This is a genomic window from Streptomyces yunnanensis, assembly GCF_029011865.1.
Lineage (GTDB): Bacteria > Actinomycetota > Actinomycetes > Streptomycetales > Streptomycetaceae > Streptomyces > Streptomyces yunnanensis.
In genome coordinates, this window is sequence record NZ_CP095749.1 from 2,082,557 (window position 1) to 2,098,189 (window position 15,633).

Annotated in this window: 14 protein-coding genes; 7 read left to right on the forward strand and 7 right to left on the reverse strand. The window is 72.8% G+C overall.

Translation table 11 applies throughout. From position 1 onward, the window contains the following. Nucleotides 1-8: 8 nt before the first annotated feature. The gene (locus MOV08_RS09165; protein WP_275306971.1) at nucleotides 9-1,580 is read left to right on the forward strand and encodes a GMC family oxidoreductase; all 1,572 of its coding nucleotides are present in this window, start codon (nucleotides 9-11) and stop codon (nucleotides 1,578-1,580) included. A gap of 43 nt (nucleotides 1,581-1,623) precedes the next feature. On the opposite strand, the gene nicT is transcribed toward MOV08_RS09165, so the two are convergent. Together nicT and MOV08_RS09175 are read right to left on the reverse strand one after the other, a co-directional pair. Beyond that, a complete protein-coding gene (nicT, locus tag MOV08_RS09170) occupies nucleotides 1,624-2,700 on the reverse strand; it encodes a Nickel transporter NicT (protein ID WP_420834285.1) in 1,077 nt (358 codons plus the stop codon). A gap of 197 nt (nucleotides 2,701-2,897) precedes the next feature. Continuing rightward, nucleotides 2,898-3,503 carry a hypothetical protein gene (locus MOV08_RS09175; protein ID WP_338057149.1) on the reverse strand — a complete coding sequence of 202 codons (606 nt, stop codon included), beginning with the start codon at nucleotides 3,501-3,503 and terminating at the stop codon, nucleotides 2,898-2,900. Between the two features lie 381 nt (nucleotides 3,504-3,884). Between MOV08_RS09175 and MOV08_RS09180 the strand changes: the two genes are divergently transcribed. The 3 genes from MOV08_RS09180 (at nucleotide 3,885) to MOV08_RS09190 (ending at nucleotide 7,647) form a co-directional block, all read left to right on the forward strand. Continuing rightward, a complete protein-coding gene (locus MOV08_RS09180; RefSeq protein ID WP_275306973.1) occupies nucleotides 3,885-6,164 on the forward strand; it encodes a heavy metal translocating P-type ATPase in 2,280 nt (759 codons plus the stop codon). Nucleotides 6,165-6,371: 207 nt separating this feature from the next. Next, nucleotides 6,372-6,839 (forward strand): DUF6153 family protein, encoded by a 468-nt coding sequence (locus MOV08_RS09185; protein ID WP_275306974.1) that lies wholly within the window; start codon nucleotides 6,372-6,374, stop codon nucleotides 6,837-6,839. Nucleotides 6,840-6,927: 88 nt separating this feature from the next. Next, a complete protein-coding gene (locus MOV08_RS09190) occupies nucleotides 6,928-7,647 on the forward strand; it encodes a DUF305 domain-containing protein (protein ID WP_275306975.1) in 720 nt (239 codons plus the stop codon). Nucleotides 7,648-7,717: 70 nt separating this feature from the next. Here MOV08_RS09190 and MOV08_RS09195 read toward each other — a convergent pair whose 3' ends face one another. Together MOV08_RS09195 and argJ are read right to left on the reverse strand one after the other, a co-directional pair. Then, the gene (locus MOV08_RS09195; protein ID WP_275306976.1) at nucleotides 7,718-8,512 is read right to left on the reverse strand and encodes an SDR family NAD(P)-dependent oxidoreductase; all 795 of its coding nucleotides are present in this window, start codon (nucleotides 8,510-8,512) and stop codon (nucleotides 7,718-7,720) included. Between the two features lie 295 nt (nucleotides 8,513-8,807). Beyond that, nucleotides 8,808-9,962 carry a bifunctional glutamate N-acetyltransferase/amino-acid acetyltransferase ArgJ gene (gene argJ, locus MOV08_RS09200; RefSeq protein WP_275306977.1) on the reverse strand — a complete coding sequence of 385 codons (1,155 nt, stop codon included), beginning with the start codon at nucleotides 9,960-9,962 and terminating at the stop codon, nucleotides 8,808-8,810. Between the two features lie 199 nt (nucleotides 9,963-10,161). Here argJ and MOV08_RS09205 point away from each other — a divergent pair, with 199 nt between their 5' ends. After that, nucleotides 10,162-11,412, forward strand: coding sequence for a PP2C family protein-serine/threonine phosphatase (locus tag MOV08_RS09205; protein ID WP_039630949.1), 1,251 nt, complete (start codon nucleotides 10,162-10,164; stop codon nucleotides 11,410-11,412). A 137-nt stretch (nucleotides 11,413-11,549) separates the two neighbouring features. Here the strand turns inward: MOV08_RS09205 and MOV08_RS09210 are convergent, their stop codons facing one another. Continuing rightward, nucleotides 11,550-12,140, reverse strand: a complete 591-nt coding sequence (locus tag MOV08_RS09210) for an isochorismatase family protein (RefSeq protein WP_275306978.1) — start codon at nucleotides 12,138-12,140, stop codon at nucleotides 11,550-11,552. A 191-nt stretch (nucleotides 12,141-12,331) separates the two neighbouring features. On the opposite strand from MOV08_RS09210, the gene MOV08_RS09215 reads away from it, so the two are divergent. After that, nucleotides 12,332-13,321 (forward strand): GlxA family transcriptional regulator, encoded by a 990-nt coding sequence (locus tag MOV08_RS09215; RefSeq protein WP_275306979.1) that lies wholly within the window; start codon nucleotides 12,332-12,334, stop codon nucleotides 13,319-13,321. A gap of 77 nt (nucleotides 13,322-13,398) precedes the next feature. Continuing rightward, nucleotides 13,399-14,028, forward strand: a complete 630-nt coding sequence (locus MOV08_RS09220; protein ID WP_275306980.1) for a class I SAM-dependent methyltransferase — start codon at nucleotides 13,399-13,401, stop codon at nucleotides 14,026-14,028. 22 nt (nucleotides 14,029-14,050) lie between these two features. Here the strand turns inward: MOV08_RS09220 and MOV08_RS09225 are convergent, their stop codons facing one another. After that, on the reverse strand, nucleotides 14,051-15,094 hold the full coding sequence (locus MOV08_RS09225; protein WP_275306981.1) for an aldo/keto reductase: 1,044 nt from the start codon (nucleotides 15,092-15,094) through the stop codon (nucleotides 14,051-14,053). 8 nt (nucleotides 15,095-15,102) lie between these two features. Beyond that, nucleotides 15,103-15,567, reverse strand: coding sequence for a MerR family transcriptional regulator (locus MOV08_RS09230; protein WP_275306982.1), 465 nt, complete (start codon nucleotides 15,565-15,567; stop codon nucleotides 15,103-15,105). Between the last annotated feature and the right edge of the window lie 66 nt (nucleotides 15,568-15,633).

Here is a 15,633-nt window from a genome sequence, read left to right on the forward strand (position 1 = left end):
ACAGCGCCATGTCCGACACACCGCACGTGGAGCAGACCGACTCGTTCGACTACGTCGTGGTCGGCGGCGGCACGGCCGGCGCGGTGGTGGCCGCCCGGCTCAGCGAGGACCCGTCCGTCACCGTCTGCGTGCTGGAGGCCGGCCCCTCCGACGTCGACGACGAGAACATCCTGCGGCTGGACCGCTGGATGGGCCTGCTGCAGTCCGGCTACGACTGGGACTATCCGGTCGAGCCGCAGGAGAACGGCAACAGCTTCATGCGGCACGCCCGCGCCAAGGTGCTCGGCGGCTGCTCCTCGCACAACTCCTGCATCGCCTTCTGGGCGCCGGCCGAGGACCTCGACGAGTGGGCCGCACTGGGCTGTACGGGCTGGGGCGCGGCCGACTGCTTCCCGCTCTTCCAACGCCTGGAGACCAATGACGCGCCCGGCGAGAACCACGGCCGGTCCGGGCCGGTGGTGCTGCGCACCGTCCCGCCCAAGGACCCGTGCGGGGCGGCGCTGCTCCAGGCGTGCGCCGCGGCGGGCATCCCGACCACCCCGTTCAACACCGGCACGACCGTGGTCCGCGGGGCGAACTGGTTCCAGATCAACTGCCGCCCGGACGGGACCCGTTCCTCCGCCTCGGTCTCCTATCTGCACCCCGTCATGGGCCGCCGCCGGAACCTCGACGTGCGCACCGGGGTGCAGGCCAAGCGGCTGCGCTTCGACGGCGACCGGCGGTGCACCGGAGTGGACTACCTCTCCCCCGACCTGATCCACACCCGCACGGTCGCCGCCCGCCGCGAGGTGATCGTCTCGTGCGGGGCCATCGACTCCCCCAAGCTGCTGATGCTCTCCGGCATCGGCCCGGCCGACCACCTGCGCGCCACCGGCGTCACGCCGCTGGTGGACGCGCCGGGCGTCGGTGCCAACCTCCAGGACCACCCCGAGGGCGTCATCATGTGGGACGCCCGGCAGCCGATGGTGGACACCTCGACGCAGTGGTGGGAGATCGGCATCTTCTACGACACCAAGCCGGGCCTGGACCGGCCGGACCTGATGTTCCACTACGGCCAGGTGCCGTTCGACATGAACACCTACCGCCGCGGCTATCCGACGTCCGAGAACGCCTTCTGCCTCACCCCGAACGTCACCCGCGCCCGCTCGCAGGGCACGGTCCGGCTGCGCACCCGCGACTTCCGCGACAAGCCCCTGGTGGACCCACGCTACTTCACCCACGAGCACGACGTCCGGGTGCTGACCTACGGGCTCCGGCTCGCCCGCGACATCGTCGCCCAGGCCCCGATGGCCCAGTGGGCCGGTGCGGAGCTCGCCCCCGGCCCGGACGTCACCACCGACGACGAACTGCTGGACTACGTCCGCGCCACCCACAACACCGTCTACCACCCGGCGTGCACGATCGCGATGGGCGCCGCCGACGACCTGGCCGCGCCGCTCGACCCGCAGCTGCGGGTGAAGGGCACGACCGGTCTGCGGGTGGCGGACGGCTCGGCGATGCCGTTCCTCACCGCGGTCAACCCGTGCATCACCACGATGATGATCGGCGAGAAGTGCGCGGACCTGATCCGGGGCGCGTGACCTTCGGGGCTTCGCGGCCCTCGCCCCGGTCGGCGCGCCGCGCTCAGTCGGCGGCCCGTTCCGCCGCCGGGCGCACGTGGGCCGTCCACTTCTCCTCGATGCGGCCGAACTTCCAGATGGCGAGGGCCGCGATCCAGGTGAGGAAGAACAGCCCGACGATGGCGAAGCCGAGGACGTTGAGGTCCAGTCCGCCGATCCAGTCCCAGAACCCGCCGTGCAGGCCGAGCTTGTCGGCGAGCAGGCCGAGCAGCTCCACCGTCCCGATGATCAGGGCGACGGCGACCGACAGACCGGTGATGGTGAGGTTGTAGTAGACCTTGCGGACCGGCTTGGAGAACGCCCAGCCGTAGGCGAAGTTCATGAACGAGCCGTCGATGGTGTCCAGCAGGCTCATGCCGGCCGCGAACAGCACCGGCAGGCAGAGGATGGCGTACCACGGCAGCCCGGAGGCGGCGCCGGAGCCGGCCAGCACCAGCAGCGCGATCTCGGTGGCGGTGTCGAAGCCGAGGCCGAAGAGCAGGCCGAGCGGGTACATCTGCCAGGGCTTGGTGATCGACTTCATGACGCGGCCGAGCAGCCGGTTCATCAGGCCGCGGTTGTTGAGCTGCTCCTCCAGCGCGGCCTCGTCGAAGTGGCCGGCCCGCATCCGCCGGAAGACGCCCCAGATCCCGACCAGGATCACGATGTTGATCGCGGCGATGACGTAGAGGAAGACGCCGGAGACGGTGGTGCCGATCATGCCGGTCACCGTGTGCAGCTGGGAGTTGTCGTCCTTGACCGGCCCGGCGAGCGCCTTGACGCCGAGGGACAGCAGGAACGCCAGCCCGAAGACGATGCTGGAGTGCCCCAGCGAGAACCAGAAGCCGACCGAGAGCGGTCGCTGACCCTCGTGCATCAGCTTGCGGGTGGTGTTGTCGATGGCGGCGATGTGGTCGGCGTCGAAGGCGTGCCGCATGCCGAGGGTGTAGGCGGTGACCCCGATGCCGATGCCGAAGCTCTTGGTGCCGAGGCTGTAGTGCTCCGGTGCCACGATCGCCACCAGGGTGAACCAGCCGATCACGTGCAGCGCGAGAATGAACCCGGCCATACCGGCCATCCGCCCCCACTCGGCGCGGGTCATCGACCGCGCGATCCGCTGCCGGCGCGACGGCGGGGCCTGACCGACCAGGGTCGGGGAGGGGGGCGTAGGCATGGGTGACACTGCTTTCTTCCGTTCCACCCCGGCCTCTACCGGGGTGCCCCCCTTACATTCCTGCGGGCCGGTTTTACTTGCAACCAATGTGCAGTAAAGCTCGCGACTGATCTCGTGCACACGGGTCAGGACCGCGGGCAGGCGCAGACCCCTGGGCCGGCGCGGGGCCGGCCGACGGGCGGGGACCTCAACTTGGTGACGCGCAGCCTCAGGGCGCCGGGCTCGCCGGGGCGGAGCGCGCCGTCGAGGGTGACGCGGTAGCCGTCGACCTCGGCGGTGGCGGCCGGCCGGGGCGCCCGCGCCGGTCGGTAGGTGCCGGCCGCCGCCAGGTCGGCACCGAGCGTCAGCCCGCCCTTCGCACCGCCGGGGGCGAAGTCGGCGAAGACCCGGTAGCCGCCGGCCGCGGGCAGGTCGACCGGGGTGGACCAGGTGCCGTCGGCGGCCCGCCGCGGGTGCAGGTGGCGGAAGACCGTGAGGTCCCGGGAGGCCACGATGAAGTGGAATTCCTTGCCGTGTTCGGGCCGGTAGGCGGTGACCGGGCGACCGGTGCGGTCGTAGACGACCGCGAAGCGGAGCTCGGCGGGGGTGCCGGCGGTGACGGCCGGGGTCTTGAGGTCGAGGGAGTAGCCGCCCTCGGCGATCTGGAGTCCGCCGGGTGCCGCCGCGGCGGGCGCACGGCCGTCGTGCGCGGCGTGGTCGGCGTGCCGGGCGGCGGGGGCGTCGGGTACCACGGGCCCACCGCCTTCCCCGCGCCGTAGGCGGAGCCGAATGTCGCGGCGAGCGCGGTGGCGAAGATCCCGACCTTCAGTCCGGTGTGCATGACGCAATCCCTCCTCACGGGCCGCCGGTGGCGAGTACCGCCGGTGGCGCGGCCGATCAACTCGCTCCACACCATACCCCCAGGGGGTAGCAGGTCAAGGCACCGGAAACGCTTGCGAGCGATACGGGTGAGGGGTATACATGGAGCCACGCCATCGATACCCCCCTAGGGTATGACGGAGAGGTGGGGGCCACAGCCGTCGTCCCCCACGCCGGCGCGGCGGACGACCGTCCCCGGCCGCCCGCCGGCGCCCCGTACCCCCCGTTCCGTGAGCTGCGAGGAGCAGACAGACATGACCACCACCAGCCCCGGCGCCACCGAGGTCGAGCTCGCCATCGGCGGCATGACCTGCGCCTCCTGCGCCGCCCGGATCGAGAAGAAGCTCAACCGCATGGACGGCGTCGAGGCCACCGTCAACTACGCCACCGAGAAGGCGAAGGTCGCCTTCCAGGACGACGTCTCGGTCCAGGACCTGATCGCCACGGTGGAGGCCACCGGCTACACCGCGCAGGAGCCGGCGCCGGCCGCGACCGCCGGGGAGACCGCCGCCGCGGACGGCGCGGGCGACGGCGGCGGCGCGACGGAGGACCCGCTCCGCCCGCTGCGGCAGCGGCTGATCACCGCGGTGACGCTGGCCGTTCCGGTGATCGCCCTGGCCATGGTGCCGGCGCTCCAGTTCACCAACTGGCAGTGGCTGTCGCTGACCCTGACCGCGCCGGTCGTCACCTACGCCGCCTGGCCGTTCCACCGCGCCGCGTGGACCAACGCCCGGCACGGCGCGGCCACCATGGACACCCTGATCTCGGCCGGCACCCTGGCCGCGTTCCTCTGGTCGCTGTGGGCGCTGTTCTTCGGCACCGCCGGTACACCCGGCATGACCCACCCGTTCGAGCTGACCGTCGCCCGCTCCGACGGCGCGGGCAACATCTACCTGGAGACGGCCGCCGCCGTGACCGCCTTCATCCTCGCCGGGCGGTACTTCGAGGCGCGCGCCAAGCGGAAGGCCGGTGCGGCCCTCAAGGCGCTGATGGAGCTGGGCGCGAAGGACGTCACCGTGCTGCGCGACGGGCACGAACAGACCATCCCGGTCGGGCAGTTGCACGTCGGCGACCGCTTCCTGGTCCGGCCGGGCGAGAAGATCGCGACGGACGGCACCGTGGTGGACGGCGCGTCCGCCGTGGACGCCGCCATGCTCACCGGGGAATCGGTGCCGGTGGAGGTCTCGGCCGGCGACACCGTCACCGGCGCCACCCTCAACGTCGGCGGCCGGCTGGTCGTCGAGGCCACCCGGGTCGGCGCGGACACCCAACTGGCGCGGATGGCCAGGCTGGTGGAGGACGCCCAGAACGGCAAGGCGGCGGCCCAGCGGCTCGCCGACAGGATCTCCGCCGTCTTCGTCCCGATCGTCATCGCGCTCGCCCTGGCCACCCTGGGCTTCTGGCTCGGCAGCGGCGCCGGACTCACCGCCGCCTTCACCGCCGCGGTCGCGGTACTGATCATCGCCTGCCCGTGCGCCCTGGGCCTCGCCACACCGACCGCGCTGATGGTCGGCACCGGCCGCGGCGCCCAGCTCGGCATCCTCATCAAGGGGCCGGAGGTCCTGGAGACCACCCGCAAGGTCGACACCATCGTCCTGGACAAGACCGGCACCGTCACCACCGGCCGGATGACCCTGCTGGCCACGCACACCGCGCCGGGCACCGACAAGGCCGAAGCGCTGCGGCTGGCGGGCGCGTTGGAGCACGCCTCGGAGCACCCGATCGCGCAGGCCGTCGCGGCCGGCGCCGGCGCCGAGGTGGGCACCCTGCCGACACCGGAGGACTTCGCCAACATCGCGGGACTGGGCGTGCAGGGCGTCGTCGAGGGACACGCCGTGCTGGTCGGCCGGGAGCAGCTGCTCGCCGAGTGGGCGATCACCCTCCCCGACGAGCTGGCGCGGGCCAAGGCGGCGGCCGAGGAGGCCGGGCGGACCGCGATCGCGGTGGCCTGGGACGGCGCGGCGCGCGCGGTCCTGGAGGTGGCCGACGCCGTCAAGGAGACCAGCCCGGAGGCGATCCGCCGGCTGCGCGCCCTCGGGCTGACGCCGGTGCTGCTGACCGGTGACAACGCCGCGGTGGCCCGGACGGTGGCGGCCGAGGTCGGCATCGACCCCGACCAGGTGATCGCCGAGGTGCTGCCGCAGGACAAGGTCGCGGTGGTCCGGCGCCTCCAGAAGGAGGGCAGGTCGGTGGCGATGGTCGGCGACGGCGTCAACGACGCGGCGGCACTGGCCCAGGCGGATCTCGGGCTGGCGATGGGCACCGGCACCGACGCCGCCATCGAGGCCGGCGACCTCACCCTGGTCCGCGGCGACCTCCGCGCCGCGGCGGACGCCATCCGGCTCTCCCGCCGCACCCTGGGCACCATCAAGTCCAATCTCTTCTGGGCCTTCGCCTACAACGTCGCGGCCCTGCCGCTGGCCGCCGGCGGACTGCTCAACCCGATGATCGCGGGTGCGGCGATGGCCTTCTCCTCGGTCTTCGTCGTCGGCAACAGCCTGCGGCTGCGCGGATTCCAGGCAGCGGACAAGTGATGCCCGTACGATCCCTGCGCCGCCTCGTACGGGCCTGAGGGCCCCCGCCCGGCCGGGCCGGCCGGCACACCGCACGCACCGCCGACACCCCCGTACCGCCCGACGGTAGGGGGGTGTCGGCGCGCGGTGGCCCGCGAGGAGCCGGCAGGGGGTGCGCGGCGCACCGGCCGCTCCCTGCCCTACCCTCGGGTGCGGGAGGTCGAGCGGATGCGAACGAGCCGGCGGATGCGGGCGGCCGGTGCCTGGGGGCACCTGCTGCTGGTCGCCGTGCTCGCGCTGGGCGTCTTCGCGATGCACACGCTGGGCCATCCCACCGGCCATGCCGACGCCTCACGGGCACGCATAGGGACCGCCGCCCACGCGGCCGCCACCCGCGCCCACCCGACCCCGGACCACGGCATGGCCACGATGGCCGGGCCGGCCGCGTCCCCCGAGCACGCCACCGCGCACCACGGCGACGCCTCGCGCTCCCACCCGCCCGGCAAGGGAATGGACATGACGTCCCTGTGCCTGGCCGTCCTCGGGAGCTGGGCGCTGGCCGGCCTGTTGTACGTGGCGCTGCGCCGTCGGAGCGACCGGCCGGTCCCGCTGCGCGCCCGCACCCTGGCCGCGCTGCGCCCCAACCCCCCACCGCGCCCTCCGGACCTCGCCCACCTGTCGGTACTGCGGATCTAGGCCGAACGCCACCGCGGGCGCTGCACGCTGCCCGCACACCCCGCGTTCGCCCGAGACATCCACCGAACAGACAGCACGAGGTATCGACATGACCGCGCAGCAGCGCAACACCCCGCTTCCGCCCGCCCGCCGGACCGCCCGTCCGGGCGCCCGCCGCCTCGCCCTCACCGGCCTCGCCGCCGCGGCGGCCCTGCTCCTCGCCGCCTGCGGCGGCACCTCCGAGGGGAATCACAAGAACGCGGCGGACCACGGCGGTACGCCGTCGGCCACGGCCGGCACCACCGGCGCGAACCCCGCACCGGGCCCGGTCGGCGACACGGACGTGATGTTCGCGCAGATGATGATCCCGCACCACCAGCAGGCCCTGGAGATGGCCCGGCTCGCCGACGGCCGCGCCGCCGACCCGGAGGTCAAGAAGCTGGTGGCGGCGATCGAGCAGGCCCAGGACCCCGAGATCCAGCGGATGCGGTCCTGGCTCAAGGCGTGGGGCAAGCCCGAGTCCGCCGGCAGCATGCCCGGCATGGACCACGGCTCGGGCTCGATGGACCACGGCTCCATGGGGCACGGCTCCGGCATGTCCGGAATGATGTCCGAGAAGGACATGAAGGAGCTCAAGGCCGCCACGGGCCGGGACTTCGACCGGAAGTTCGCGTCGATGATGATCGAGCACCACAAGGGCGCGATCGACATGGCCGAGGACGAGCAGAAGAACGGGCGCAACGCCACGGCCAAGAAGCTCGCCGATGACGTCGTCCGCGGCCAGTGCGCCGAGGTCGCCCAGCTAAAGAAGCTCCTCGACCGGCTCTGATCCCCGCCGTCGCGGTCGCCGCGGCCCCGTCCCCCACGGGCCGCGGCGACCGCCGCGCACCGCCCGCCGCTCAGGCCAGATATCCGCCGTCGATGTCCAGGACGGCGCCGGTGACGAACGACGCCCCGGGGCTCGCGAGGAAGACCACGCCCGCCGCGATCTCCTCCGGCCGCCCGAACCGGCCCATGGGATTGGCCGCGCGCTGGGCGTCCGCGAAGTCCCCCTCCGGCGGGTTCATGTCGGTGGCCACGCTGCCGGGCTGGACGACGTTGACCGTGATGCCCCGCGGCGCCAGGTCCCGGGCCGCGCCCTTGCTGTAGCCGACGATCGCGGCCTTGGTGGCCGCGTAGTCGGCCACGCCCGGGAACCCGGCACGGCTCGCCAGGGTCGAGCCGACGGTGATGATCCGTCCGCCCTCCCCCAGGACGCCGGCGGCGGCGCGGACGGCAGAGGCGACGCCCCCGACGTTGACCGCCAACTGCCGGTCGAACGCCGCGAGATCGCCCTCGACGTCGTCCACCGCGCCGTTGACCGACACCCCCGCGTTGTTCACCAGGACGTCCAGCCGCCCGAAGTCGGCCACCACGGCGGCCACCAGGTCGGTGACCTGCTGCCGGTCCCCCTGGTCGGCGCGGTAGGCCGCCGCCCGGACACCGGTCTTCGCCAGCTCCGCCACCACCGCGTCGGCCCGCTCCCCGGACGCCGTGAAACTGATCGCCACCGCGGCCCCCTCGGCGGCCAACGCCCGGGCGATCGCCGCCCCGATCCCCCGCGAACCACCGGTCACCAGGGCGACCTTGCCCGCCAGCACCCCGTCCGCCGTCCCGTCCATAGCCATGCCGACGCCCCGCTCCCTGCTGCTCATCACGCGCCATCCGCGTTTTGGACTGACCAATACGAAATATGGATCGCACGCTACCACGACTTTGGACCGATCGGTACACAACCATGGCGTCGGCCGCCGCCCCGGAGCGACCGGAGGTGCCGGCAGGCCGGGCGGGGACGACCCCGTCCGGCACCCGCTCGACGCCCGAGCCCCCCGGCCGCCGGAACCCACAGTCGCCCAGGGCCTCCCCGGCAACCGCAACGAGGCGGTCAGGACGTCGAGTTGACGCACCCCGTCCCCGGCACGGGCCGATGGCGGCCACGGTGCGGCCGGGTCATGTCGTGTAGTCCGCGTTGATCCGGACGTAGCCGGCGGACAGGTCGCAGCCGAACACGGTGGCCTCGCCGTCCCCGATGCCGAGGGTGACGGCGATGTCCACCTCGCTGCGCCGCATGGCGTCGGTGAGCCTCCCGAGCACGTCCGGGGTCGGCTCGGCCGGGTAGACCTCGGTGTCACCGAACGCGACCGTGACACGGCCCGGCACGATGTCGCGGTCCTCGGTGTTCTTGCCGATGGCCATCAGGACCCGCCCCCAGTTGGGATCCGCGCCGTGCACGGCCGATTTGACCAGGGGGGAGTTGACGATGCTCTTGGCGACGCGCCTGGCCTGCGCGGCGTCGCGCGCTCCGGCGACGGTGACCCGCAGGAGCTTGGTGGCCCCCTCCCCGTCACTCGCGAGCTGCCGGGTGAGGTCCAGGCACAGGTCGGCGAGGGCCGCGGCGAACTCCGTCGGATCGACCGGGCCGGCCGCGCCGTTGGCGAGCACCGACACGGTGTCGGAGGTGGAGGTGTCGGTGTCCACGCTCAGGCAGTTGAACGTCCGGTCCACGGCCGTTCGCAGCGCGCGGTCCAGGTCCGCCGCCGCGATCGCGGCATCGGTGACGACGTAGGCCAGCATCGTGGCCATGTCCGGCTCCAGCATGCCAACACCCTTGGCGATGCCGACGATCCGGGCGTCACCGACCGTGCGGACCGCGGTCTTGGTGCGGGTGTCGGTGGTCATCATGGCCCGCGCCACGTCCAGCGGCGCCGCGGTGAACGCGTCGGTGCCGTGCGGCGCGGCGTGGTCGAAGTGCCCCCGGATGGCATCCATCGGCAGCGGGCGCCCGATGACGCCGGTGGACCCGATGAGCACCTCGTCCGCCGGGATCCCGACGAGCCCGGCGACCCGGCCGACCACCTCGGCGGCGTTCTCCGCGCCCTGTCGACCGGTGGCCACATTGGCGTTCTGCGCCAGGGTGACCACGGCGCGCAGCCGCCGCTCGGCGGCGTGGGCGCGACTGAGGACCACCGCGGGCCCGGCGAAGAGGCTCTTGGTGAACATCGCGGCGCTCACCGCCGGCCGGTCCGACACCACGATCGATATGTCGTCACCCTGCTCGCGCAGCCCGCCGTGCCCGGTATAGCCGCGGAACCCCGTCGGCCACACGGGGCCACCTTCACTGGAAGAATGATTATGCGTCACACAACATACCTTTGCAGGCCGCTCCTCGGTCTGTCCAGCACCCGGGCAGCGTTCTCCCGGTTCTCCCGGTTCTCCCGGTTCTCCCGGTGCCGCCGGGCGCGCAGGGCCGACCCGTGGTGCGTAGCGTGGACGCTGTGGGGACTCCCCGCCGAGGAGCAGGGACGTGAGGCCGGAACTCGACTACCGGGCGCTGTTCGCCGCGACGCCGAGCCCGTACCTGGTGCTGGGCACGGACCTGGTGGTCGTCGACGTCAACGACGCGTACTGCCGGGCCACCGGCCGGTGCCGCGAGGAGTTGGTGGGGCAGCACCTGTTCGTCGCCTTCCCGGACAACCCGATGGACCGGATGGCCGACGGCGTGCGCAATCTGCGCGCCTCCCTGGAGCGGGTCCTGGAGACCGGCAAACCGGACACCATGGGAGTGCAGCGGTACGACATCCCGGTCACCGCGCGACCCGGGACGTTCGAGGAACGCTGGTGGTCCCCGGTCAACACACCGGTCCACGGGCCGGACGGGCAGGTGGCCTACCTCATCCACCGCGTCGAGGACGTCACCGACTTCCTCCGCACGCGCGGCATCCCCAGCAGCGGCCGATGGGCCGGGCGCTCGCACTCCGAGCGGGCACAGAGCATGGAGGCCGAACTGTACGTACGGGCCCGCGAACTCCAGCGCCTGAACGACGAACTGCGGGCCGCGCACGCCCGGGAGCGACAGGTCGCCGTCACGCTGCAGGAGGCGATGCTGCACTCCCCCGACCTGGCCCGGCACGAGGACGTCGCGGTGCGCTATCTGCCGGCGGTCGGCTCGCTGAACGTGTGCGGCGACTGGTACGACACCGTCGACCTGGCCGACGGCCGCTTCTCGGTCGCGGTCGGCGACGTGGTCGGCCACGGTCTGGAGGCCGCCACCGTCATGGGCATGCTGCGCAGCGCGCTGTCCGCGGCGAGCCGGGCGGTCTCCGGCCCGGCGCAGGCGCTGGAGGTGCTGGGGCTGTACGCCCGTTCCGTGGAGGGTGCCCTGGCGACCACCGCGGTGACCGCCTTGATCGACACCCGCGGGAAGCTGATCGTCTACTCCAGCGCAGGCCACCCGCCGCCCGTGCTGCTGAGCGCCCAGGGGAGCTGCCGGCTGCTGGACCAGGCCACCGACCCACCGCTCGGCGCGCGCCCCGAGCACGTGCCCCGCCCGCAGGCCGGCACCGCCTACGGCACCGGCGACACCCTCGTGCTCTACACCGACGGCCTCATCGAACGCCGGGACGAGGACATCGACTCCGGCCTCGACCGGCTCACCGAGGCGCTGACCACCATGGGCCACCTCAGCCCCCAGCGCCTGGCCGACGCCCTGCTCGCCCGGCTCGGCGTGGCCGGCGGCGCCCGCGACGACGTCGCACTCGTCGTCGTCCGCCTGTGACCGGGCCCGTCCGGCGTCGAACCTGCCACCCGGCGCGCGCAACACCGCCGCGGAAAGCGTCCCGCGCCCGCCGTCCCCTCCCACGCGGATGGCTGCGGGACGCTCCCCGTGGCGCGGGCCTGCGACCCGGCCCCCGCTCAGCTCAGCGACGAACCGGACGGGACCACGACGCCGTAGAGGTCACCGATCGTCGCGAGCGCGCTGTGCTGGAGCTGCTCGGCGGAGACCTCGGCGACCGCCGTCGCCAGCGGCCGGGTCGCGCAGGCGTCGGCGACGACGGTGGGCCGGTTGCCGCGCAGGAACGCGCCCTCCGCCGTGAAGGTCACGCACATGTGGGTCATGAACCCGATGACGACGACGTCCTTGTTCCCGGCGGCATCCACGCGGTCGCCCAGGTCGGTGCCGACGAACGCGTTGGGCGCGGTCTTCACCACGACCGGCTCGCCCTCGACGGGCGCCACCAGGGGGTGGATGCGGCCGATGTCGTCCCGGATGTCGTACGGACTGCCCGCGCCGCCGTCGTGCATGACGTGGACGACCTTGGCCCCCGCCGTCCTGGCCCGGGCCAGCAGCGCGGCGGCGTTGTCGAGGGCGGCCTGCCATCCCGACAGCTCCATCACGCCGCGGGTGTAGGTGTTCTGGTAGTCGACCAGGATCAGCGTCGCGTCTGCCAGTGACGCCGGCTTCTGATCCAGGCCGTTGACGTCCCGCAGGGTCTTCGTCGGCATCGTCGTGCACACCTTCTCGGGCTGGGAATCGGAGAGTTGGAGCCATCGCGCGCTGGCACACCCCACGCTACGATCCGGCCGACATGGCGGCAATGTCATGTAACTTGCAGATACAGACACGCCCGGCGCCGGCCCCACCGGTCCCGCCCGAGGCATCGCCACGCCACCGCCGCCGACCGGACGGAGCCCCCTTGAGCAGCGTCGAACGGTTCATCGTCGTCCTCCTCTTCGACGGCGTCGACCTGCTGGACGTCACCGGCCCCCCGGAGGTCTTCGCCCTGCTGCGGCGGGAGACGGACGACGCGACGGGCTACCGCGTCGTACTGGCCGCCGAGACCATGGACCCGGTCACCACCTCCGCCGGGGTGCGCGTCCTCCCCGACCTCACCTTCCGGGAAGCCGCCACGAGGGCCATCGACACCCTGATGGTCCCCGGCTCGGTCGAAGTCGACGACCAGCGCCGGGTGCGCGCCCTCACCGACCCCACGGTGGTCCGGTGGGTGCAGACCCTCGCCGGCCGGGCCCGGCGCATCGCCTCCGTCTGCGTGGGAGCGCATCTGCTCGCCGCCGCCGGCCTGCTGGACGGCAGGCGCGCCACCACCCACTGGTCGACCGCGCACCAACTCGCCGCCGAACACCCCTCGGTCGAGGTCGACGCCGACCCGATCTTCATCCGCGACCACGACGTGTGGACCGGCGCGGGCATCACCGCCTGCCTGGACCTCTCGCTCGCCCTGGTCGCCGAGGACTTCGGCGAGGCCGTCGCGCTGCGCATCGCCAGGCAGCTGGTGATGTACCTGAAACGACCGAGCGGTCAGAGCCAGTTCAGCGTCCCGATCGAGCCCGCCTCGACCACCCGGCGGATGGACGAGCTGCGCCACCACGTCACCCGCCACCTCGCCGACCGCCTCACCGTCGCCGACCTCGCCGAGCACGCCCACGTCAGCGAACGGCAGCTCACCCGCATCTTCAAGACCGAACTCGGCACGACCCCGGCGGCCTACCTCGAATCGGCCCGCGTCGAAGCCGCACGGAACCGGCTCGAATCCACCGACGACACCCTCGAACGCGTCGCGACCGCCTGCGGCTTCCACACGACGGACACCCTCATCCGGGCGTTCCGCCGCAAGCTCGACACGACACCGACGGAATACCGCAACCGCTTCCGGCACTCGACCTAACGGTTGTCCCGTAATCCCTGGCGGGCCAGGACAACGAACCCGGCCGCCCGACGACCGGCCTGTGGCAGGCTCACGCCATGCCCTTCGACCACAACGACCACTACCACCGCCTACTGCTGCGCCAGGTGCCGCGGAGCTGCACCACGGCCCTGGACGTCGGCTGTGGCACCGGCCGGTTCGCGCAGCGCCTGGCCGCCCGGGGCATCGAGGTCGACGCGATCGACCCCGCCCCGGAGGTCATCGCACAGGCCCGCGCCCACACGGAGCGGTCGGGCGGCGCCCACGTCCCCCGCTTCCGCCGGGCATCCGCCACCGACATCGAACTCCCCCACGGGCACTACGACTTCGTCTCGTGCCTGGCGAGCCTGCACCACATGCCCTTCGACACGGTGACCGCGCTGCGCGACGCCCTCGCCCCCGGCGGGGTGTTGGCGGTCCTGGGGTGCTACGCCGAGCGGGGCTGGCGCGACTGGACGTGGGGCCTGGCGGCGGCCCCCACCAACGCCGTCGCCCGACTCGCCGTCGCCACCGGGGACCGGCTCCGCCCTGCCGCGGCGGCGCACCGGGCCCGGCCCGCACCCCCGGTGAGGCAGCCGACCATGCTCCTGCCGGAGATCCGCCGGCAGGCCGCCGCACTGCTGCCCGGATGCCACATCCGCAGACTGCTGTTCTGGCGCTACCTGCTCGTCTTCCGCAAGGACTCCTGACGAGCACGGCCGCACCCCGGGCTCACTCGGACGACGGGCCCCTGGCCTCCCGGGCCGCGGAGGTGAGCGACATGTCGGCGTAGCGTTCGCCCGCGACCCGGCCGGCGAGCGGCTCCAGCAGCGCCAGTTCGTCGGCGGACAGGACGATGCGGGTGGCCCCGGCGTTCTCCAGGAGACGGCTGCGCTTGCGGGTCCCGGGGATCGGGACGACGGTCAGGCCGTGCACCTGGGCCCGCTGCTGCACCCAGGCCAGCGCGATCTGCGCCGTGGTGGCGCCACGCTCGGCCGCGATCTTGTGCAGGGGCTCCAGGAGGGCGACGTTCGCCTTGGCGTTGTCGCCGGAGTAGCGCGGCAGCAACTGCCGGAAGTCGCTGCCGGAGAGTTCCTTGCCCGCATCGGCGAAGGAGCCGGTCAGAAAGCCCCGACCGAGCGGCGAGTACGGCACGAACGCGACACCGAGCTCGGCGGCGGCGCCCACCACGCTGTGCTCGACGTCCCGGCTGAAGACCGACCACTCCGTCTGCACGGCGGTGATCGGGTGCACGGCGTGCGCCTCGCGCAGCTCGGCCCCGGTGACCTCACTCAGTCCCAGGTGCTTGACCTTGCCCTCCCGCACCAGTTCGGCCATGGCACCGACGGACTCGGCGAGCGGGACGTCGGGGCGACGGCGGTGCATGTAGTACAGGTCGATGACATCGACGTCCAGGCGACGCAGGCTCGCCTCGACGGCCTGCTTGATGTACGCCGGGTCGTTGCGAATGGCCCGGTAGCCCGGGTCGTCGGCGCGGTATTCGATGCCGAACTTGGTGGCCAGCGTGATCTCGTCGCGGTGCGCGGCGACGAACGGCGCGAGGAACTCCTCGTTCGCGCCGACCCCGTACATGTCGGCGGTGTCGATGAGGGTGACACCCGCCTCGACGGTGGCCTCCAGGGTCTCGCGGGCCGCCGCGTCGTCCGTCTCGCCGTAGGCGGCGCTGATGCCCATCGCACCGAAGCCCTGGACACCCACGAGCGGGCCACCGGCGCCCAACTCGACCTTGCTGATCTGCTGTACGGCGTTGCTCATGATGGCGCTCAGGCCCCTTCCGGCGCCCGACGGGCGCCCGCATAAAAGTCGATCTTTGTTTCGAGCACGTCGAGGGTGCCCTGCAACTCCGCGATGCGCGCGAGGACCTCGTGCCGGGTCCGCTCCAGAATCTCCCGGCGTTCGTCGAAGGTCTCCTCGCCCCGACGGACCAGCTCCGCGAAGCGGACCATGACGGCGATCGGCATCCCGGTGAGCCGTAGCTTGCCCAGACAGGCCAGCCATTCCAGGTCGTGCTCGCCGAACCGGCGCTGCCCGGCGTGCGACCGCTCCACCTCCGGCATCAGCCCGATCTGCTCGTACCAGCGCAGGGTGTGGGCGCTGAGCCCGGTGAGCGCCGCGACCTCGCTGATCGCGTAGCGGCCCCGGCCACCGGAACGCGGCCGGACCGGCCCCGCGGACGCACTGCGGTCCACGTCCGGGGACTTCACGGGAGTGGTGTCGATCGCCGTCATGCCCGTCACGCTAGAACGCTCGAGTGCACTCGAAGCAAGCGCCCGCCGCGCGGACCGTCCACCCCA